Source organism: Bacillus cereus group sp. BfR-BA-01309 (genome assembly GCF_022664315.1).
Taxonomy (GTDB): domain Bacteria; phylum Bacillota; class Bacilli; order Bacillales; family Bacillaceae_G; genus Bacillus_A; species Bacillus_A mobilis.
Genome location: NZ_JAKUHE010000007.1, coordinates 252,546 through 274,741 on the forward strand (window position 1 = coordinate 252,546; position 22,196 = coordinate 274,741).

Consider the following 22,196-nt stretch of genomic DNA (forward strand, 5'->3'; position numbering starts at 1 on the left):
TATGAGAAAAAGGAATCTAGTTTAATAAGGTGAATAATAGATAGATAATAATATAAAGTATCTGAAAATTAATAGATATAGAATAGAATGGATGCGCGTTAAGTGAAACTAGATAAAAGAGGGTTCCTATTATGCTAAAGAAATGGTTAATTGTTTTCTTTATTTTTGCTATTTTTTGTGGGAGTGTCGTTGCACTAATACATGCAAATAAAGGTAAGAAATATGATATAAAAGCATTTTCTAATGTAAATAGTAAGCAAAAGGGCAATATGCAGGAAGTTGATGCAAATGAGAAAAAGCGTTATGAAGTTGCAGCTGGAAAGCTAGATCAATATTTAAAAGATAAAGGATTTAATGGGAGTGTTCTTGTAGCTAGTAAAGATCATGTGATTTTACGAAAAGGTTATGGGTATGCGAATGTGGAAGATAAAGTAGTAACAACGCCAAGAACGAAATATCGCATTGGTTCTATTACGAAAACAGTCGTTGCAATATCTATTATGCAGCTAAAAGAAAAAGGGAAGTTAAATATTGAAGACAATGTAAATAAGTATATTCCATCGTTTCCGGCAGATAAAAACATTACGTTGCGAAATTTGTTAACACATACGTCAGGGTTACCAGATCAGGGACAAGGTAGGGTTGATGCGGCGTCACGACTAAAGTTAGTAACGTGGATTGGGGCGCAAAAATTACAATTCCCTGCAGGGACAGGATGGCGATATACAGATTATAATTATATGGTACTTGCGTATATTGTAGAAAAAATAGCAAATAAACCACTTGCTGAATATGTGAAAGAAAATATTTTTACCCCTGTTGAAATGCATGAATCCGGAATGGGTGCAACTCTCCCAGAAGATATTTTTTTAGCAGAAGGTTATACGAGAAAAGATAATGAGTTAATAGCTGCACCCCGCTTAAAAATGAGCTGGTTGTATGGGTGTGGTGAAATGTATACGACTGTTGAAGATATGAAAAGATTAGATGAGGCTATTATGGATGGAAAACTGCTATCTAAACAAAGTGTATTAGATATGTTTACTGCATCACCTGCAAGAAAATATGGATTTAGTTTCTATACGTATCCAGATTATTATCATAACCACGGCGTATTATCAGGATGGAATACTTTTAATAATTTTAACTGGGATAAAAGAACGTTTGTCATATTATTCTCTAACGTTCAAAATGGTATGAGTGATGCATTTAACCAAGAGTTTAGGAAAATGGCGAATGATTTAATAGAAGGAAAAGAATAATTTTAAAATCGGTATTGATATGTAATTATCAATACCGATTTTTTTATTTCGTAAAGTTCAGCGTGCTAAACAAATAGGTAAGGAAGATAGTTGAATAAAGACATATAGGTAGTTAAATGATAGGAATGTAAAGAGTGATTGGGAATTTTTACATTGAAGAAAAAGCTTGAGCTTCACACTATGTGAAGCTTTATATTATTGGAGATAAGAACAGGAGGTTGAAAAAATGAAGAAAATAGTAAAGTTTTGCTTAATAGCTACATTATCCACGGCGATTATTAGTGGTTGTTCTTTTGAAGGTGGTAATGAAAATGCAAAAGGGAAAGAGAATGAAAAAATAGAGGTACAGAAAAAAGTTGGGAAATATACGATGCCAGATGAAAAAGATAAGCATGAAGGTACATGGTTGCAATGGCCTCATGAATACACATATGGTCAAGAATATAAGCGGGAAATTGAACCGATTTGGGTTAAGATGGCAAGTGCTTTAACCGAGGGTGAAAAAGTCCATATTGTTGCATACGATGAGGAAGAGAAAGAGCGCATCAATAATCTTTTAATAGATAAAGGATTGAATATGGATAAAATTGATTTCTTTATCGCTCCTACTGATGATGTATGGGCAAGAGATAGTGGACCGATTTTTGTTTATGACAATAATAAAAATCTCAAAATATTAGATCCGGCATTTAATGGTTGGGGAAAGAAAACTCCTTATAAAAATGATGCTCGTATACGTGAAAATGTTAGTAAACAATTAGAGATTGAAAGGATTGATTGGGGGAAATTTGTCCTGGAAGGCGGAGCGATTGAATTAGACAGTAATGGGACTGCTTTATTAACTCGAAGTGCAGTAACAAATAAAAATAGAAATCCGGATTTATCAGAAAAGGAAATTGAAAAATATATAAGTGACCTTGGAGTAACAAACTTTATTTGGTTAGACGGAGTACCTAATTTAGATATTACTGATTTCCATATCGATGGATTTGCTAAATTTCATGGTAAATCTACCATTGTAACGATGAAAGAAGATGACTTAGCCGAATGGGGGTTATCAAACAAAGATATGGACACATTGTTAGATGCAAAAAATGCGTCAGGACAGAAATATAAGTATGAATATTTACCTCTTAGTAAAGAGAAAGTTATTTTAGAAAATGGAAAAGCTCTCGATTATAAGGGATCGTATATTAATTATTATATTGGGAATACAGTGGTATTGGTGCCTAATTATAATGATCCGAATGATAAAATCGCAAACGATACGATTCAGAAGTTATATCCAGATCGTAAAGTAGTTGGTATTGATGTGAGAGAGCTTTATAAAAATGGCGGTATGATTCATTGTGTGACACAGCAACAACCGATTCAATTGAAGTAATCGATTGAAATGTAGCAACATACGGACAAAATAAGTGAATTGTTACTTTTTACCTATTTTGTCATGTTTTATTTTTTGTGAAAAGGGAGTAAGGGTATTGAAAGGAATAATCTTAACTAGCTTCATAATGATAGGATTTATGATGCTATTATTCAATTTCATATTTTCATATAAATTTCTATTATTGTATTTTAAAATCCTGTCAAGAGTCAATTTACGGCTTAATGACAGCTTTATATTTTTTATATAAATATATAATATTTCTCCGTGCTATAATCCATTCATGAAATGTGCACGTTTCGAAAATTGTTATGAAAAGAGAAGTAGTTGGCATAGTGAAATTAGTTATTCAACCATTATTAAAAAGCGAGGTAAATAATATGGAACAAAAACAAAATGGAATTATTTTCACTGCAATTCCAGATAAATCAAATGAATATTATCGTCCATTTTATGAGGATTTGATTTATTTTAATGAATACTTAAATGAAAATAAATCATTTACTGATCAACTTGTTTCTTTATCTGTTGAAGAGCAAGATTTTCATACAAGCTTTTTTGAGTATGATGATATTTGGCTAAGAGATGTTGCACCAGTCGTCACAAATCATTTAGTTAAATTTAAATATCAACCCAATTACTTACCGAAAGATCAATGGCGATATTTAGATCAACAATTTAATAAATGGTTGAAAAAGAACGACTTTGAATATGTGAAATCTCCATTGATATTAGACGGTGGAAATCTTATTTGGAATAAAAAAGATACTGTTATATTAACGGAACGCATATTTGATGATAATTATGATTGGACGGAAGAAGAAATTATAGAGCAACTGGAATGGGATTTGGATGTGAGCCGCGTTATTATTATTCCTGCTGAAGAAGGGGACGTACTTGCACATGCAGACGGAATGGTTAAATTTATTGATGAACACAAGATGTTTATTAGTGATTTTTTAGGGGATCATGAATTTAGATATAATGTTCAAGAGATTATTCAAGAGCAAATGCCAGAAGCTGAATTTATAGTTGTGCCATCGTCATATACAGAGAAAGGGCAATATGATCAAGAAATAGCGTCGGCAAAAGGTTTGTATATAAATATGTTAGAAACATGTGATACGATTTACGTTCCGAAGTTTGGGTTAGCTAAAGATTGGGAAGTGTTACGATATATTCAACAGCATACGGAGAAACAAGCTATTCAAATTCATGTAGGAGAAATATCGACAATGGGAGGCGCAATTAATTGTTTAACGTGGTATTGTCCTTCGCATTTGTTACCTTCAAAAATGAAAAAATTGAAGAATCAGAATGAAGAATTTTCAGTTAGGAAGATTTTTGATTGGTTTTAAAATAAGCGTATAAGAAAATGTATTCAAGGGGTAAGTATATGTATACAATTACTGAGTTTTCGCGGATTTGTAAAATGAGTACACGGATGCTAAGGCATTATGACAAAGAAGATATATTAAAACCCGCATATGTGAACCCGGAAAATGGGTATAGATATTATGAGCAAGGGCAGTTAGAAATAGCGTTGAAAATAAAAAAGTTAAGGGAGTATAAGTTCCCTCTACCGAAAATTAAAATCATTCTTCAGTCGTCAGATCAAGATTCATTTATTAAACATATGCAAGCACAAATTATAGAGCTATCTCATGAAGTAAAACAAAATTTACAGGTTATTTCAGAAATGAATGAAATGGTAAATATGAATTCTGCTTTAAATACTGCTTGCCATAGAAATTACGATATATTAATTGGGAAGAGAAATGAAATAACAGTAATTTCTCAAAGGTTACAAATAAATATAGATGATATGGATGATTATTTTTATGACTTATATGAAAAAGTACACAAGAATAACTTCCAAATAGTCGGCTCGCCTTCTACAGTTTTTTATGATGAAGAGTATATCCCAAATGAAAGCGATATTGAATTAAGAATTCCAGTTATGCATGAGAACGATAAAGACGTAGTACAAGAATATGAAATAAAAAAATTAAATCCGCATCAAATCGTTACTACTATGCATTATGGAAGTTACGACTATATAGGTTACGCTTATATAGCGTTAGAAAAATGGATTGAAAGAAATGGTTATGTAATAGAGGATTCACCATATGAGGTTTACATCAAGGGATCTGAATGTGATTGTTTAGTAGAGGAGTATGTGACACAAATTTGCTTTTTAGTGATGAAAATAGACTGAAGATAAGGATTGACATTAACATTATGTCAATCCTTATTCTATTTATGTAAGTAATTCATCATAATAAAAAGGAGAAAGAATATGAAAAAAACAATCATGATTATTTGCCTGATTCTAAGTATGACATGGGTTTCAGCATGTACTCCTGGAGGAGAAGGTGAGAATGGTAGCTTTGTTCTACCTAAGGAATTGCCCAAAAATGTAGTGTTTAAAAATGGTACAATCTATACTTCAAATGGCAAGCAAGACATTGTAGAGGCTGTAGCCGTTAAAGAAGGGAAAATTACATTTGTTGGTTCAAACAAAGATGTAGAAAAATTTATAAATGAAGATACGAAAGTGGTGGATTTACAAGGACGTTTTATTCTTCCTGGTTTTGTGGACAATCATAATCATATATTTGAGGCGAAATCACCAGCAGCAGGGAATTGTAGTGTCTCACCAGATGCTTCGTTGCAACAACAACGCTCGTATTTAAAGGCTTGTAAAAAAGATGTGAAAGATGGCGAATGGGTAAGTGGAACAGGATTTAGTCTGGAAGAGTTGTTAAAAGATATGGACGAAAAATCAGAACAACAAACGCCATTACAAGTTCTTGATGAGTTATTTCCTAATAACCCGGTATTAATTATGGAAAGAACTTCTCATTCTGTATGGGTTAACTCAAAAGCATTGGAAGTAGCGGGAATAAATAAAGAGACGAAAGATCCGCAAGGCGGAAGAATCATCCGGGATCCAGAAACAGGAGAACCTTTCGGGCTTCTGTATGATACAGCAGGGGATATCGTAATGGAAAAAGCATGGAATTCTCAGCCTAAACTCTTTGAAAAAAATTATGAAGGTTTGTTAGACGGTTTAGATGAGGTTGCGAAGAATGGTATTACTACAGTCGGCGATGGACGTCTCTACTGGAAACGAGGCTGGTTAGATGTTTGGAATAAAGTTAACGATGAGAAAAAGTTAACGTCACGAGTAGTACTGCGTCCGTGGGTATATCCGAACTTAAATGAAACAGAACAAATTGAGTATTTCAAAAAAAATAAGCGTGATGATGTATCATCTCGAATGCTTATTAATCAAGTGAAGATGTATAGTGATGGAATTAGCATTAACAGTACTGCTAAAATACTAGAAAAATATAAATTTGAGTGGTTTAAAGGAACACCGTACGGTTTGAATTATATTCCAGAAGAGAAAATGAAGTGGTGGTTGACGGAACTGAATAAACTTGGTTACGGTGCACTCATTCATACGATTGGAGATGGCGGGGTAAGAGAGAGTTTAAATGCAATTGAAGCAGCGAAAAAAGAAGGGGCGAATCAGCCTTATACGCTGACGCATGTTGAAATGGTAGAAGATAGTGATATAAAACGTTTTGCTAAGTTAGGTGTTAGCGCTGATTTCCAAGTAGGTCATGATTTTGCAGAAGATCCTAAACAAAGCTGGGCAAGTACGTATTTTTCAGATCAACAGATGAAACGAATTATGCCGTTAGGACGCATTTGGAAAACAGGAGCAAATGTATCACTTAGTAGTGATTGGGATGTAAATGAACTAAATCCACTTGTGACAATTTCGAATGCGCTAAGTATTGAAGAGAAAGGCTTATCTGATATATATGCAGCTATTGATGCTTATACGATTAAGCCCGCCAAAGCATTAGGCCTTGATAATATTACAGGTTCAATTGAAGTAGGTAAATCAGCCGATATGGTATTACTAAATGAAGATATTACTAAAATGAGTGTCGATAAGATTCCAGATGCGAAAGTTTTAGTGACGGTTTTACAAGGAGAAGTAGTGTATCACAAGGAGAAATAAAGAGACACCTTATAATGTAGTTACAAGTACATGAATATATTTCTGTTGACCTTAACACGATGTCAAAGTTTAGACTAAACTTACATTCGAAGAAGGGGTGAACACGTATGAGAAATATAGAAAATAGTTTGTTTTATATGCCAGCTGAGTGGGAAAAGCATGAGGGGACATGGCTCCAATGGCCTCATGATAAAGCTCATAGAGGTGAAGGTTACAGAGCTAAGCTAGATGATATTTGGGTAACGATGGCAAAGGAGCTTCATTACGGAGAAAATGTGCATATTGTTGTATATGATGAGGAAGAAAAAGTACATGTCCAAACGAAGTTAATGGAAGCGAAAGTGGATATGAATAAAATTGATTTTTTAATTGAAGAAACGGATGATATTTGGATAAGAGATAATGGACCGATTTTTGTAAAAGATAAGGAAGGAAATCTCTGCTTAACACACTGGATTTTTAATGGCTGGGGTGAGAAATATCCGTATGAAAATGATGCTGTTATTCCGGCGAAAATAAGTGAAACGTATAGCGTTCCAAAAGTTAATGCTAGTGTCTGTCTAGAGGGCGGGGGAATAGAGATAAACGGAAATGGAACCTTAATGGCGGCAAAAACTTCTATTATAAATGAAAATCGAAATTCTACACTAAGTCAGGAAGAGATTGAAATAGAGTTAACGAAGCATTTAGGGGTAACGAATTTTATATGGATAACGGGCATTCGTGGTGAGGATAATTATGATGAAGATACGGATTACCATATTGATGGGGCAGCACGTTTTGTAAATGAAAATACAATTCTTTATGAATATGATCCTTTCGGGGAAGGCGAATCCTACCTTTTGGAGGCGTACGAAAAGCATTATCAAGAATTACGACAAGCAAGAAATATAGATGGAAAACCATTTCAACTCATACCAGTACCGGTGACGAGAAGAATGATAAAAGAAGCAGACTGTAAGGGCTCATATTTGAACTTTTATATTGGAAATGAAGTTGTATTAGTTCCTATATATGGAGATGAGCATGACAAGTTAGGGCTTCAAATCATTGAAGGGCAGTTTCCAGGAAGAAGAATTGTCGGTATTTATGTAAATGAACTGTTTGCGTATGGTGGCATGATTCACTGTGTGACGCAGCAACATTTGGCATAAAGTAACCGAAATGAAAAAAGCATGCAGAGTATATACTCTGCATGCTTTTTATAATGCTGAAAACTCTTCAACAAGTGAGCTGAAACGATTTAGTGCACTTTCAATCGGTTCTGGCGTAGTTAAATCAACACCAGCTTTTTTCAGTAGGTTTAATGGATAGTCAGAACTTCCGCCTTTAAGGAATTCAATATAATGTTTTTGAGCATTTGGATCACCGCTTAATAACTTATCGGCAATTTGGATTGCAGAAGCGAATCCAGTTGCATATTTGTACACGTAAAATGGACGATAGAAATGCGGTATTCTAGCCCATCCGTATTTTACTTCTTCATCAAATACGAGAGAGTCGCCATTATACTCTCTAAACAAGTTTTCATAAACTTCGCTAAAGACTTGGGCATTTAATGGTTTACCTTGCTCAGCCATTGTATGTGTGATTTTTTCAAACTCAGCGAACATGATTTGTGTAAAGAAAGTGCCTTTAAATTTATCGATGAAATGGTTTACTAAATGATTACGTACAGCAGCATCTTTTGCTTCTTTTAATAAATGATGAATTAATAGCACTTCATTTACTGTAGAAGCGACTTCTGCGACAAAAATAGTATAGTGTGCAGAAATTCTTGGTTGGTATCCATGTGAGTAATGTGTATGCATGCCGTGTCCACATTCATGAGTAAGAGTGAAAAGGCTATTTAAATCATCGTGATGATTTAAAAGAATGAAAGGATGAACACCGTATACACCAAAGTTATAAGCACCGGAACGTTTTCCTGGTGTTTCTCTTACGTCGATATAGCGTTTATCTTTAAAGCTTTTTAATGTTTCAATATATTCTTCACCTAATGGAGCTAGTGATTCGATCATCATGTCAAATGCTTTGTCATATGGAATGTCTTGTTTTACACCAGCTACTAAATCAACGCCCAAGTCGTATTGACGTAGTTCATCTACATTTAATTTTTCTTTTCGAAGTTCATTATAAGTATGTAGTGATTGAATATTTTTTTTCGTCGTCTCAATTAAATTTTCATAAACTTCTTTCGGAACCATGTCGCCAAATAATGACTTTTCTAAAGCTGATGGATATTTTCTTAGCTTTGAAACAGTAACATTATTTTTAATAGCAGCAGATAAAGTAGAAGCGATAGAATTCTTTAATTGAACGTATGGTTTGTAATAAGCTTTATAGGCTTCTTTACGTTTCTCGCGATTTTCATCTTCTATTAACTTTGCATACATTCCGCGTGTTAGAGTGACTTTTTCTCCTTCATCAGTAGTCACTTCACCAAATAGTATATCTGCATTATTTAACATGCCGTATGTATGCTGAGGAGAGGAAAGTGCTTCGCCCATTTGTGATAAAATCTCTTCTTGGTCCTTATTCAAGACGTGTTTTTTATAACGGTACAATTCAAATAAGTCTTCTTTATAATATTGTAAACCTTCTGCTTCTTCTATGTAAGAATGTAATGTGTTTTCATCTACGCTCAGTAAGAATGGGGAAAAGAAAGATTTAGCCGCACTTACTTTCACATGTAATTGTGATACTTTATCGACAAGAGATTGAGCGTCAGTATCGCGCGTATCAAGGTCAGATTGTAATCGTGCATAAGCGAACATTAAAGATATTATGCTAGAAATTTCTTCACTCTTTGTTAAATAGGCTAATAAGCTATTGCCATCATGAATGTTTCCATTAAACTCGTGTAATTCTTTCGTTAATACTTCAATTTTATGAAAATCGCTTTCCCAATCTTCAATTGTATGATAAATATCCGTTAAATCCCATTTCTCTTTATCATCTACTTGTAGTCGATCTTTAAGTTCAGTCATAATCATTTCCTTTCTAAATATGTAGTTATATTCTTATATAACTATGAAATACAACAAATTGCAAAAAATCCCTGCTGGAAAATGAAAAGCCTTGCTAAAATGGCAAGGCTTAAAAAATTATAATGTAATTCCGAATTTTGAATGTAAAAGATTTTTATATTGTACATCTGTAACATTTTCTTTCGTTTTTTTACCGTTTTTCGCTATTGTCAGACTATCCTTTGTTAAAGATGTATGCCCGTCTTCAGTTAGTTTTACAATAAGAGGTACTTTGTTAAATGGAGAGCCCTCATGTTCAATGATAATTTTTTGTGCTGTATTTGCTTTTTCTTCATCCACTTCTTCTATATAAAATGCATAGCCTAACGTCCAATCATCAGCAGAAGATTGATCCAAAAACTCATTGTTTTTACGCATCTCTAAAATATAGTTTCCCTTTTCGGTCATTTCTTTACGAATACGATAATCTCCTGTGACGGAGTGAGTGACTTCACCTGAGAAAGAGACAGGTGCAAGAGGTAAGTATGATCCGAATCCTACTTCAATTAAATAAAGTTCATTATGGTGTGTTAAAACGGTTGCGATATGACCAGAATCAACAGCCCATATAGAATTTGCAGCATTGTACACTGTTCCTGAAACGAGATGAACATCAAATCCAGCGTCTTTAAGGAAGTAATACATAGTAGGATTGAGTTCATAACAAAGACCGCCACGGTTGTTTACTAAAATTTTTTCTTTTAGATTTTCTTTTGATATTTCTGTAAAGTTGTTTTCGAGAATGTTTAAGTTTTCAAAAGGGACGGTTTGTGCCATCGCGTACATAATGTTAGGTAAATCTTCAAATGAAACTTTGTGTATTTCTTCTATATGTAATCTTGCAAAAAATTGTTTCTGAAAGTCCGTCATATAAATCCCTCCGTTATGCTTTTATAGATAAATTGTAAACAATCTTGAATAAGATGTGAAATAAAAACTATGGTGTAGTATTTGGTGAATATGTGAAGTTAGACTAAAAAATAATGTGGGAGAGTGAGAGATTGCTACTTTACTAATTGTAGAACGAATATTATAATAATTTCGATAAACTATGCAAACGTTTTCTCGGAAGGGGATGTTGTAAATATGTTAAAAAAAATAACAGTAGTCGGCTTATCGGTTGTTTTGTTTTTACCTAGTATACATGGGGGAAGTAAAGTGTATGCAGATACAGTTAACAATGGAACGTTAATGCAATATTTTGAGTGGTATGCTCCGAATGATGGGAATCATTGGAACCGCTTGCATTCGGATGCTGGAAATTTAGCTCAGAAAGGAATTACATCTGTTTGGATACCGCCTGCATATAAAGGAACTACGCAAAATGACGTAGGATATGGAGCATATGATTTATATGACTTAGGGGAATTCAATCAAAAAGAAACGGTACGAACAAAATATGGGACGAAAGCACAATTGAAATCTGCAATCGAAGCTTTACATAAGCAAAACATCGATGTATACGGCGATGTAGTTATGAATCATAAAGGTGGAGCAGATTATACTGAAAATGTAACGGCTGTTGAGGTAGACCGTAACAATCGAAATGTTGAGGTATCAGGTGATTATGAAATTAATGCATGGACGGGGTTTAACTTTCCCGGGCGCGGAGATACTTATTCTAATTTCAAATGGAAATGGTATCATTTTGACGGAACGGATTGGGATGAAGGAAGGAAATTAAATCGAATTTATAAATTTAGGGGTATAGGTAAAGCGTGGGACTGGGAAGTGTCTAGCGAGAATGGAAATTATGATTATTTAATGTATGCAGATCTTGATTTTGATCATCCAGATGTTGCGAATGAGATGAAAAATTGGGGGACGTGGTATGCGAATGAATTAAATTTAGATGGCTTTCGTTTAGATGCTGTTAAACATATTGATCATGAATATTTACGGGATTGGGTAAATCATGTCAGACAGCAAACAGGGAAAGAAATGTTTACGGTGGCTGAATATTGGCAAAATGATATTCAAACCTTAAATAATTATTTAGCGAAGGTCAATTATAATCAATCTGTATTTGATGCACCACTGCATTACAATTTTCATTATGCTTCAAAAGGAAATGGGAATTATGATATGAGAACGATTTTAAATGGAACAGTCATGCAAAATCACCCTGCACTTGCAGTTACTCTCGTTGAGAATCATGATTCTCAGCCTGGACAGTCATTGGAATCTGTAGTAAGTCCGTGGTTTAAACCGTTGGCATATGCATTTATTTTAACTCGTGCAGAGGGTTATCCTTCAGTTTTCTATGGTGATTACTATGGGACAAACGGAAATAGTAGTTATGAAATTCCAGCGTTAAAAGATAAAATTGATTCAATTTTGACGGCACGAAAAAACTTTGCATATGGTACGCAGCATGATTATTTAGACCATCCAGATGTAATTGGATGGACAAGAGAAGGTGATGGTGTACATGTGGATTCCGGTCTAGCAACATTAATCTCAGATGGACCAGGAGGATCAAAGTGGATGGAAGTTGGAAAGAATAACGCAGGGGAAGTATGGTACGATATGACGGGTAATCAAACAAATACTGTAACAATTAATAAGGACGGATGGGGGCAGTTCCATGTAAGTGGAGAATCAGTTTCCATATATGTTCAGCAGTGAATTGGTGATAAAAAAGAAGAGGAAGACTGAAATATAAGTCTTCCTCTTCTTTTTATATTGTTATCATTCCTAAATCTTTTTTTCATAAATGAACTAGTCGACTTTTAAAACAACGAGAGATGCGTTGGAATAAATAATGTCACCCGTGGCTTCTCTTATTCGTACCCGAAGAACATCTCCTTAGTTTAAAAGTAATAGATCAGTTCTGGCGGATGTAGCTCTTACCCTAGAACTACCAACTCGTGTAATTCTTTTGTTAATACTTAAATTGTATGATAAATATCCGTTAAATCCCATTTCTCTTTATCATCTACTTATAGTCAATCTTTAAGTCCAGTCATAATAATTTCCTTTCCAAATATGTAGTTATATTCCTATATAACTATGAAATACAACAAATTACAAAAAACCGGATGAAAATTAAAAAGCCCTGCCTGAAATAGCAAGGTTTTAAAAATTATAATGTACTACCGAGCGTTAAATATAAAAGATTTATATATTGTTTTTCATAATAATAAAAATCGTACTGTGGGTGCTATAGAACTAAATATTAGTATACTTTTAACGTGATTTTTATAGATATTATATTTGCTTTACGATAAAATGATTATGGTGTAAAATTACACAATAAGTGTAAATTGATAATAAATGGGTGTTTTTACACTTTTGGTTATTAGAAGAAGTTCTTTATATAAATCGTAATTTAAAAACGATAAGGACATTTCTGTATAGGCAGTAGTAGCAAAAGGAGAGGCAATATGAAAAGAACAATAATGAAATATAGCATAATGTTTAGTTTATTATTATTAACATCATGTGATATATCGGATGAAGAAATTGAACAAAAAGCACAAAGTTATACAAAATCGGAGCATGGTATTTCTGTAAAACTAGATCGAATTGAAATACCTAGTCAAGGTAAGGATTTTTTAGGACCAGATACACGAATCGCTTATGTACAGCAAGTAGCTGAACCATATTTGCAATTTCAAATGTATTTCGATGGACGAACCTCTCCAAAGGTAAATAATGATAACTATAAAATAAAAAAAGAAGCGAATGATTTACGAGAAAGATTCAATACATATTATGAAGAAAAAGGGACTAATACTATACTTACTTTCGAGAAAATGCAAACAGGGGATACTGTTTTCGGTAAGGATGCAGAGAAAAAAATAGCGAAGAAGCATCCGAAGTATTATGTTACGGCGGTTTTCAGCAGTAATATCTTTTTAGATGTAAACAACCGTGCACATATGGAAACGTTAGCTGGGGTTGCAAGAAGTATTCAGGAATTTAATAAAACGATTGAAGATAGTAAGAGTAGTGTGGATGATATAACGATTCAGTTGCCAAATGCTAATAAGGATGTATTATTACATATTGCGGTAGATTATATAGTAACGGCTGAAGATGCGAAAAAGACCCTTGAGAAAAAGGTAGATTATATGGGAGCTTTACAATCTGCAAGGGAATAGTCTGACACCTTTACTTCTCACAAAACATATAGTATGATGATTTCAGTAAATTAGATTTCAATGACTATAATATAAATTAATGAGAGGTGCTTTTTTGTGAGTGCGGTAGGTACTAAATAGGAAAAATTTAATGAAATAAATCGGATAAGACCAGGGGATTTTTATGTATAGCATACCCCTAATTTTGTCATGGATTTATTTCGATACCTATGAAGATACCTACAGTACTTTATAAAGCGTGTAATAGGAGGATTGCCATCCGTTTTTTATGGCTTATTTCCTCATATGTTATTACACATGCCTTGTAAATGTAAAAGCTGCGGTATCCCCGCAGCTTTTTTGTATATATTTTTAATGTATAAAAATGGTAATTGGATAATGTAGAACTCATTGGAATCTAATGAGTAGGTATCTTCATTGATGATAGAAATCAATCATAGTGAGGAGAAACAAAATGAATACGATGACTTTTGAAAAGTTACAATATAACGAATTAAAGGAAATAGTGAAATCATATTGTGTCAGTGGATTAGGTAAGGAATTATTAAATAAATTAGAGCCGAGTACGAGTATAAAAGTAGTGAGAAATCGCTTGAATGAAACGACGGAAGCGCGAGCGATAGTAGATGCAGAAGGGCATGTTCCTTTCTTCGGTATTTCAAATATCGCAAGTACAATTCAAAAATTAGAAAAAGGGATGATTTTAGACCCTGAAGAGTTAGTAAGTGTTTCAGACTTTTTACGCGGCTGTAGAAAGATTAAAAAGTTTATGTTAGATAAAGAATTTTTTGCGCCAGTATTAGCTTCTTATGCAAATTCAATGACTGAATATAAAAGTATTGAAGAGGAAATTAACTTTTCCATTAAAGGCAATAGTATTGATGCAGCCGCGAGTAAAGAGTTAAAGCGAATTCGAAATAACATTGATTCGGTAGATGGAAAAATAAAAGAACGTTTAACGAAGTTTTTAAATAGTAGTACAAATAAGAAGTATATTCAAGAATTCTTTATTAGTAAGAAGGATGATAGGTATACAATTCCAATTAAATCTTCTTATAAAAATCAAGTTGCGGGAAGTGTAGTTGAAGCGTCCGCTAAAGGTTCTACTGTATTTATAGAACCGCATACGGTTACAAAGTTAAATGCGGAACTTGCAAGTTTGAAAGCAGAAGAAGCGATGGAAGAGTATCAAATTTTAGCAACTTTATCAGGGACGGTGGTAGAAAATATTTATCATATAAAAATTAATATGGAATTAATTAGTCAATATGATATGGTATTTGCGAAAGCGAAGTTTAGTAAATCAATCGATGGAATAGAGCCGAAATTAAATGATCATGGCTACATTCATTTAGTAAATTGTAAGCATCCGCTTTTAAGTGGAAAAGTAGTACCGTTACACTTTGAAATCGGTCAAAACTACCGTAGTTTAATTATTACCGGACCAAATGCGGGCGGTAAAACAATTGTACTAAAAACAATTGGGTTGTTAACTTTAGCGACAATGTCAGGCTTGCATATTGCTGGAGATAAAGAAACAGAAATTGCTATTTTTGAAAATGTGTTCGTAGATATTGGTGATAATCAAAGTATCGAAAATGCACTAAGTACATTTTCATCTCATATGAAAAATTTATCTGAGATTATGAGGATGTCAAATAATAATACGTTGCTACTATTTGATGAAATAGGAAGTGGGACTGAACCGAATGAAGGGGCAGCACTTGCAATTTCTATTTTAGAGGAGTTTTATCTGGCAGGATGTATTACAGTTGCGAGTACGCATTACGGTGAAATTAAACGATTTTCAGAAATGCACGATGATTTTATGAATGCAGCAATGCAATTTAATAGTGAGACACTAGAACCACTTTATAAATTAGTAATCGGTAAATCAGGTGAAAGTAATGCGCTTTGGATTGCGAATAAAATGAACGTAAGAGAGCGTGTACTGCAAAGAGCGAAAGAGTATATGGAAAATAAAGAATATGCTTTAGAAAAACTGAATGAAAGTAAAATTAGAAAACCAAAATTTGTGCAGGAAAAAAGAGAAAACCATTACGAGTACAAAATCGGCGATCGTGTAAATTTATTAGATTATGATGATTTTGGTATCATTTATAAGGAAATAGATAATTTCTATAATGTCGTTGTATATTATAACGGTGAATTCGTTGAAGTAAACGTAAAACGTATTACTTTAGAGGTAGCAGCAAAGGAATTATACCCAGAGGGATACGATTTAAATACACTATTTGTCGATTATAAAGAAAGAAAAATGCAACATGATATAGAGCGCGGATCGAAAAAAGCGCTTCGTAAAATCCAAAAAGAAATAAGAAAGAATAGAGGATAATATAGAATGGTAACGATTAGACAAGAGCAAAAAAACGATTATAGAAAAACAGAAGAAGTGGTACAACAAGCATTTTTACATGAAGAATTTAGTGATAAAACAGAACATAAACTTGTAAAACGTATTAGAGAATGTGACGCGTTTATTCCTGAACTATCAATCGTTGCAGTAGATGAGGAAATCGTTGGTCACATTCTGTTATCCAAAATTACGATAGAACAGGATGGAACTTCTGTAGAATCATTAGCACTTGCACCGGTTTCAGTTGCTAGGGGCCATCAGAAAAAAGGAATTGGCGGAAAACTTATTGGAGCTGCGTTAGAAAAAGCGAAAGAACTTGGATACGGATCGGTTGTAGTGTTAGGACATCCAGAGTATTATCCGAAATTTGGTTTTAAGAAAGCAAGTGAGAGGAATATAAAAGCACCATTTGAAGTGCCTGAAGAGGTATTTATGGTATTGGAATTAAGAGAGAATGCTCTTGAAGGTGTAGAAGGAATTGTTCAGTATTCGAGTGCGTTTGCTGAGTAGGAATATCAGCTAAGGAATGTAATCATAAAAGATGCTATCTTTTTGTAGAGATATACAGAAAGATAGCTTTTTTTATTAAGAGGACTTACTTACATATACTTTGCTTAATGAATAATTAAGATGGTAAAATTGATATAGAAATGTAAAGGGAGAGAAGAGAATGAAGAATCGAGAAACAGATAACAATGAGAATGTAGTTACGTTATATGTTACAAGACACGGTAAAACAATATTAAATACGAATCATCGCGCGCAAGGTTGGGCAGACTCTCCATTAGTAGAAAAAGGTGTGGAAGTTGCCACTAATTTAGGAACAGGATTAAAAGATGTTCATTTTGCGAATGCGTATAGTAGTGATAGCGGCCGAGCGATTGAAACTGCTAATTTAGTATTAAAATATAGTGAGCAATCAAAATTGAAACTAGAGCAAAAGAAAAATTTACGAGAATTAAATTTTGGTATTTTTGAAGGTGAAAAGCTTGAAAATATGTGGGATGTGGTTGGAAAAGCTGCGGGTGTTACATCACCAGAGGAACTCATGAAGTTTTCTATTCAAGAAGTGATTAATCTGATTAGAGCAGCAGATCCAACGAAAGAGGCGGAAGATTGGGAATTATTTTCTACTCGTATAAAAGCAGAGATTGATAAAATTAGTGAAGAAGCTGCTGCAAATGGAGGCGGCAACGTTTTAGTTGTAGTTCATGGGCTTTTGATTACTGCATTAATTGAAATGCTAGACAGTAGTAAAACAAAACTTGGAGTAGAGAATGCAAGTGTAACGAAAATTTTATATAAAGACGGGGAATATATCGTCGAGTCTGTTGGAGATATGAGTTATGTTGCAAAAGGGAAAGAAAGTGTGGGAATATAATTAAATCTCAAATAGAAATAAGAAAAGGAGGCTAGAAAATCTAGCTTCCTTTTCTTATTTCTATTTATAAAATTAGGTTGGGGTATTTTAGTGAAAATATCCATTATGTAGAGTATTTCTTTGTTCAACAGTTGGATCATTTAATTGAATAAGGGTGTAGCTTTTTGAATAAGGCCATTTTGCTGAAAAGGATATCTCCAATTTTTAACGAATACAGGGTTATAAATAAGAAAAAGTGGTGAGATAAATAGGGAGAGAATTTAATTTCTTTTTGGAAAATAAAACGGAAAAATGTATCATTAACAGGCTTCGGAGCGCGGGGTGTGTTTTCGCAGAAGATGAGACCCGGTTACTTATGTCAGAGGCACAAACCCTAGAGGACTTAAGGAAAATGGTGGAAATGCGAGCCGATGGTTTACCACTTGAATATGTTGTGGGATACGCGGCATTCTGTGGATTGCGGATAGAAGTGGACCGAGGTGTTTTCGTGCCTCGTCAACGTACAGAGTTTCTTGTTCACCAGGCAAAAGCTCTGTCATGTTTTGATGATATCGTCGTTGATCTATGTTGCGGGTCAGGGGCTGTGGGTGTAGCTCTGGTGGAAGCTTTAGGACGAGTTGAATTGTATTCTGTTGATATTGACCCTGTCGCAGTACGATGTGCAAGCCGCAACGTAACAAATTTCGGTGGACATGTTTTTGAAGGTGACTTGTATAATGCTTTGCCTCATTCACTTAAAGGTCGTGTGAATACCTTAGTTGCAAACGCACCATATGTTCCTACCAAGGCAATAAAGCTGCTCCCACAGGAAGCTCGCCTACATGAACCAAAGATAGCGCTTGACGGGGGAGAGGATGGACTTCACATTCAGCGAAGAGTAGCAAAAGAAGCATTTCTCTGGCTAGCACCGGGAGGTCATCTTTTAATAGAGACGAGTGAAATGCAGGCAACTCAGACCTTTGCAATTTTTGCTGATGCTGGGCTTACTCCGAAATTGGTTAGAGATGAGGAACTAGACGCTACTGTCGTTATAGGAGTGAATTCTCGTTTTTAGCATAAATTAGTACGTAGTTTTATTTACAAATGAGCACAAAATTTATTCCAAATTTACACGGACCCGTTATTTGAAGAAGAAAGGACATAACATATGTTATGTCCTTTCATTTATTAACTGTTTTCAATTCAGGTCTTGATAAAATTGAATTTAACTTCCTTTTTAAGTGGTAACGATTAAGGGATTAATAAAATCTTCCCTGTACTTTTTCTGCTCTCTAATAATTCATGGGCACGGGCACCGTCTTCTAAAGAGAATGTAGTAGGATTTGCAATTTTTACTTTCTCGGCCATAATCCATTCGAATAATTGAGAGGAGCGTTCTTTTCTCTCTTCATAAGATGTAAGCACGTTCCAAAGGTCTCCGCCGGTTAAAGTTTTCGAAGTATCCATAAGCATACGCGGATCAACGGGCGCAGGATTACCGCCGGCCATTCCGTAAAATACGACAGTACCACCAGTTTTAGTTGTGCTAAAACTTTCCTCTAATGTAGAACCTACTGATTCATATACAACATTTACTCCATCACCGTTTGTTATTTCAAGTACTTTCGCAGGCCATAATTCCGTATATAAAAATACATGATCAGCACCAGCTAATGTAGCTATTTGTGCTTTTTCTTTTGATGATGTCAGGCCGATTACTTTTCCGCCTAGGAGTTTAATTATTTGAATAAGAAGTTGCCCAACACCACCAGCTGCAGCATGTACTAAAGCTATATCACCTTGTTGTATTTGATAGCTATCGTTCGTTAAATAATGTGCTGTTAGACCTTGCAATAAGACAGAAGCGGCTGTTTCAAAAGAGATAGCATCTGGAAGCTTAATTGCTTTCTCAGATGGAACAGCAACTAGCTCTGCATTTGCAAATGGGACATCAGCAAATGCAATGCAATCTCCGGGACTGATCGTAGTAACGTCAGCTCCTACTTTTTCAACAATGCCAGCCCCTTCATAACCTAATACATACGGCGGATTGCCAGCGAGATGATAATCGCCGCGGCGTCTATAAATATCAGCGAAATTTAAACCGATTGCTTTCGTACGGATAAGAATTTCATTTTGATTTATGATTGGATCATGTATTTCTTTATATTGTAGTACATCTGGACTTCCAAATTGTTCGAAACAAAGTGCTTTCATATGGAATACCTCCATTTTTATTGTTTGTCGATGCTCTTTATCATACAATACAAATATCAATAGACAAAGAGGGTTATTTCGATGAAATCAATCGGAAATATCGATTGAAAAGAGGGACGATAGATGGAGATAAAACAATTAATTACATTTAAAGTAGCGGCAGATACTTTGAATTTTACGCAAACTGCGAAGAAATTAAATTTTGCTCAATCGAGCGTAACGGCGCAAATTAAAACGTTAGAAGCTGAGTTAGGTACGCCGTTATTTGAAAGATTAGGAAAACGTCTTTTTTTAACTGAAGCAGGCAAAAAGTTTCAACTATATGCCGACAAGATGATTGCACTCAGTAACGAAGCGAAAATGGCTGTGAAAGATGATGAGGAAATAGCAGGTACGTTAATAATCGGTGCGCAAGAGAGTCAATGTACATATAGGCTGCCATCTATATTAAAGAGGTTTAAAGCACAATTTCCTCAAATAAAGCTTATATTTAAACCAGCACATTCCAATAAAGATGCGAAGGAACAATTGATGGAGGGAAAAGTCGATCTTGCCTTTATTTTGGACGAATGTAAAACAGAAGCTGCTTTACATGTGGAGCCGCTTATGAAAGAAGAGTTAAAAGTAGTAGCTGCTTCAGGGCATTATTTACTCGGGAAAACTTCCGTTTCTATAAAAGATTTAGAAATGGAAACACTTTTGTTAACAGAACTCGGTTGCTCGTATCGAACTTTATTTGAAGAGCTATTTCGCATAGAAGATGTGTATCCAGCAAATAAAATTGAGTTCGTTAGTGTCGAGGCAATTAAACAATGTGTTATTGCAGATTTAGGAATAGCCGTGTTACCAGCAATAGTAGTAGAAAAAGATATACGAGAGGGGACGATAAAAGAGTTACATGTAGAAAATGCAATTTCACCGATTTATACACAAATTGCTTGGCATAAAGATAAATGGATGACAGCTCCGCTACAGCAATTTATTGATGTGACGAGGGAGTTTTTTACGACGGATTAAGTGGAGAAATATTTATTTTATATAAAAGAAAAAATGGCAACTTTGTATAAAGAACCGATGCTTGCATGTAACAAGTATCGGTTCTTTTATGTTTTAAATAAAGGATGCAATAAAATGTGTATTTCTCAACTTTTTTTCTTAGACGGATACGTAAATTTCTTCGTATATTCCAATAATTATAAGGAAATTTACAACGTTTATTCGTTTCTGTAAGATGCCTCTAGGAAGCATGAAAGGAGGGGCGTACATAGGGGATAAGTTGTCTTTATTATACGTACTTATTTTGAGGGAGGAGATTGAAAATGTTTAAAAAGTTAATGAAAGTATGTGTGTTAAGTGTAGCGAGTGTAGGGATATTATTTAGTTTTCAAGGAAGCACATTTGCAGCTACTGATTTAAGTAGTTACTATGACGGGAAAAATCCAGCAACAACAAAGGTATACGGGGGAAGTACAACGTGTGATGCTGATGGATTTAATGCAAAGTCTACAGCGGTATACGAAGGTAGTAAAAAAGTAGGGACAGTGTATTTACGTTACAGTAATAAATGTCATGCAGCTTGGTCTAAGCTTGTTTTAGATCAACCAGCACCTTCCGTTTCTGGAGGAGTATATGCTTACGCTGTTATTAATAAATATAAAAACGGTGTATTTCAAAAATCAGTAGATTCTAATAGTGGTAATGGAGCAATAAAAACAGGTCAAACGAGCACATATACAGGAATGGTATTTGATTTAACTGCTGATTTTGGTTATACGGCTGATGCCGAAGCGGTGACGATTAATAATGGTTACGGGAAAACTGGACGTTATTAATAAGGGAGTGGAGTGCTATGAAACTTTTAAAAAAGCTGAGCACATGTTTTTTTCTATCTTTTCTCGTTTTAACTAGTATGTTTAGTACGACCGATAATGATAAAGCATATGCAGAAGACCATTCGTATGATGGGAAAAGTCCTTACTATAATAGTTGTGATCAATCTGCTGTAACGAAAGAAAAGAAATGGATTGATTCCAATTCTTATGTGGAATTAAAATTTAGCACAACGTGTAAGACAGCGTGGGCAAAAGTTACAGTAACTCGTCCAGCAGTTTATAATAATGAAGCTGATGCAAGAATTGTAAGAAAAACAGATGGAAAGGCATATACTTGCGGGAGTGCTGGAGGAAATGGTGTTGTGAATAAAGGGCAAACATCATGTTATACGCCAATGGTATATGATTTAGATCCAAGAAAGGCACAGGCGCAAGGGAAACATGCTATTCCGAATAGTGATGCATATAATTATGCGGAGACAATTTGGTATTAATATAATACATGAGTTAAGAGTTGTTATTTGATATGAAAATGAAAGAGCCTTACTGTATTTTATTGTGGTAAGGTTCTTTCAAGTTGTTAATAGTTT

18 protein-coding genes and 1 pseudogene are annotated in these 22,196 nt (G+C 34.4%); 15 read left to right on the forward strand and 4 right to left on the reverse strand.

Annotated elements, in window-relative coordinates:
• Positions 1-131 precede the first annotated feature (131 nt).
• The 6 genes from MR115_RS15715 to MR115_RS15740 all read left to right on the forward strand — a co-directional run bounded on the left by MR115_RS15715 (position 132) and on the right by MR115_RS15740 (position 7,839).
• A complete protein-coding gene (locus tag MR115_RS15715) occupies positions 132-1,262 on the forward strand; it encodes a serine hydrolase domain-containing protein (RefSeq protein WP_063262544.1) in 1,131 nt (376 codons plus the stop codon).
• Between the two features lie 226 nt (positions 1,263-1,488).
• A complete protein-coding gene (locus MR115_RS15720; RefSeq protein WP_242241906.1) occupies positions 1,489-2,646 on the forward strand; it encodes an agmatine deiminase family protein in 1,158 nt (385 codons plus the stop codon).
• 380 nt (positions 2,647-3,026) lie between these two features.
• Positions 3,027-4,004, forward strand: coding sequence for an agmatine deiminase family protein (locus MR115_RS15725; RefSeq protein WP_242241907.1), 978 nt, complete (start codon positions 3,027-3,029; stop codon positions 4,002-4,004).
• 38 nt (positions 4,005-4,042) lie between these two features.
• Positions 4,043-4,864, forward strand: coding sequence for a MerR family transcriptional regulator (locus tag MR115_RS15730; protein WP_098586485.1), 822 nt, complete (start codon positions 4,043-4,045; stop codon positions 4,862-4,864).
• An 81-nt stretch (positions 4,865-4,945) separates the two neighbouring features.
• Entirely contained in the window at positions 4,946-6,685 is a 1,740-nt protein-coding gene (locus MR115_RS15735) for an amidohydrolase (protein ID WP_242241908.1), read from the forward strand.
• Positions 6,686-6,792: 107 nt separating this feature from the next.
• Complete coding sequence (locus tag MR115_RS15740) at positions 6,793-7,839, forward strand: agmatine deiminase family protein (protein ID WP_242241909.1); 1,047 nt, start codon at positions 6,793-6,795, stop codon at positions 7,837-7,839.
• A gap of 48 nt (positions 7,840-7,887) precedes the next feature.
• Here MR115_RS15740 and pepF read toward each other — a convergent pair whose 3' ends face one another.
• A complete protein-coding gene (pepF, locus tag MR115_RS15745) occupies positions 7,888-9,675 on the reverse strand; it encodes an oligoendopeptidase F (RefSeq protein WP_242241910.1) in 1,788 nt (595 codons plus the stop codon).
• Between the two features lie 117 nt (positions 9,676-9,792).
• Positions 9,793-10,584, reverse strand: coding sequence for an arylamine N-acetyltransferase family protein (locus MR115_RS15750; RefSeq protein ID WP_242241911.1), 792 nt, complete (start codon positions 10,582-10,584; stop codon positions 9,793-9,795).
• A 216-nt stretch (positions 10,585-10,800) separates the two neighbouring features.
• Here MR115_RS15750 and amyS point away from each other — a divergent pair, with 216 nt between their 5' ends.
• Entirely contained in the window at positions 10,801-12,342 is a 1,542-nt protein-coding gene (amyS, locus tag MR115_RS15755) for an alpha-amylase (protein WP_242241912.1), read from the forward strand.
• Between the two features lie 93 nt (positions 12,343-12,435).
• Here the strand turns inward: amyS and MR115_RS15760 are convergent.
• A pseudogene (locus tag MR115_RS15760) lies at positions 12,436-12,570 on the reverse strand (exosporium leader peptide); the annotation flags it as partial.
• Between the two features lie 530 nt (positions 12,571-13,100).
• Here MR115_RS15760 and MR115_RS15765 point away from each other — a divergent pair.
• From MR115_RS15765 to MR115_RS15785, 5 genes are all read left to right on the forward strand, one after another.
• Positions 13,101-13,820 (forward strand): hypothetical protein, encoded by a 720-nt coding sequence (locus tag MR115_RS15765; protein WP_242241913.1) that lies wholly within the window; start codon positions 13,101-13,103, stop codon positions 13,818-13,820.
• A gap of 454 nt (positions 13,821-14,274) precedes the next feature.
• Positions 14,275-16,176: an endonuclease MutS2 gene (locus MR115_RS15770; RefSeq protein WP_242241914.1), complete on the forward strand. Its 1,902-nt coding sequence runs from the start codon at positions 14,275-14,277 to the stop codon at positions 16,174-16,176.
• A 6-nt stretch (positions 16,177-16,182) separates the two neighbouring features.
• Complete coding sequence (locus MR115_RS15775; protein ID WP_242241915.1) at positions 16,183-16,707, forward strand: GNAT family N-acetyltransferase; 525 nt, start codon at positions 16,183-16,185, stop codon at positions 16,705-16,707.
• A gap of 160 nt (positions 16,708-16,867) precedes the next feature.
• Complete coding sequence (locus MR115_RS15780) at positions 16,868-17,578, forward strand: histidine phosphatase family protein (RefSeq protein ID WP_242241916.1); 711 nt, start codon at positions 16,868-16,870, stop codon at positions 17,576-17,578.
• A gap of 271 nt (positions 17,579-17,849) precedes the next feature.
• Entirely contained in the window at positions 17,850-18,632 is a 783-nt protein-coding gene (locus MR115_RS15785; protein WP_242241917.1) for a putative protein N(5)-glutamine methyltransferase, read from the forward strand.
• A 176-nt stretch (positions 18,633-18,808) separates the two neighbouring features.
• Here MR115_RS15785 and MR115_RS15790 read toward each other — a convergent pair whose 3' ends face one another.
• Positions 18,809-19,774 (reverse strand): quinone oxidoreductase family protein, encoded by a 966-nt coding sequence (locus MR115_RS15790; RefSeq protein WP_242241918.1) that lies wholly within the window; start codon positions 19,772-19,774, stop codon positions 18,809-18,811.
• 123 nt (positions 19,775-19,897) lie between these two features.
• Between MR115_RS15790 and MR115_RS15795 the strand changes: the two genes are divergently transcribed.
• From MR115_RS15795 to MR115_RS15805, 3 genes are all read left to right on the forward strand, one after another.
• Entirely contained in the window at positions 19,898-20,791 is an 894-nt protein-coding gene (locus MR115_RS15795; protein ID WP_097864903.1) for a LysR family transcriptional regulator, read from the forward strand.
• A gap of 302 nt (positions 20,792-21,093) precedes the next feature.
• Entirely contained in the window at positions 21,094-21,606 is a 513-nt protein-coding gene (locus MR115_RS15800) for a DUF2690 domain-containing protein (protein WP_242241919.1), read from the forward strand.
• 17 nt (positions 21,607-21,623) lie between these two features.
• Entirely contained in the window at positions 21,624-22,100 is a 477-nt protein-coding gene (locus tag MR115_RS15805) for a DUF2690 domain-containing protein (protein ID WP_242241920.1), read from the forward strand.
• Positions 22,101-22,196 lie beyond the last annotated feature (96 nt).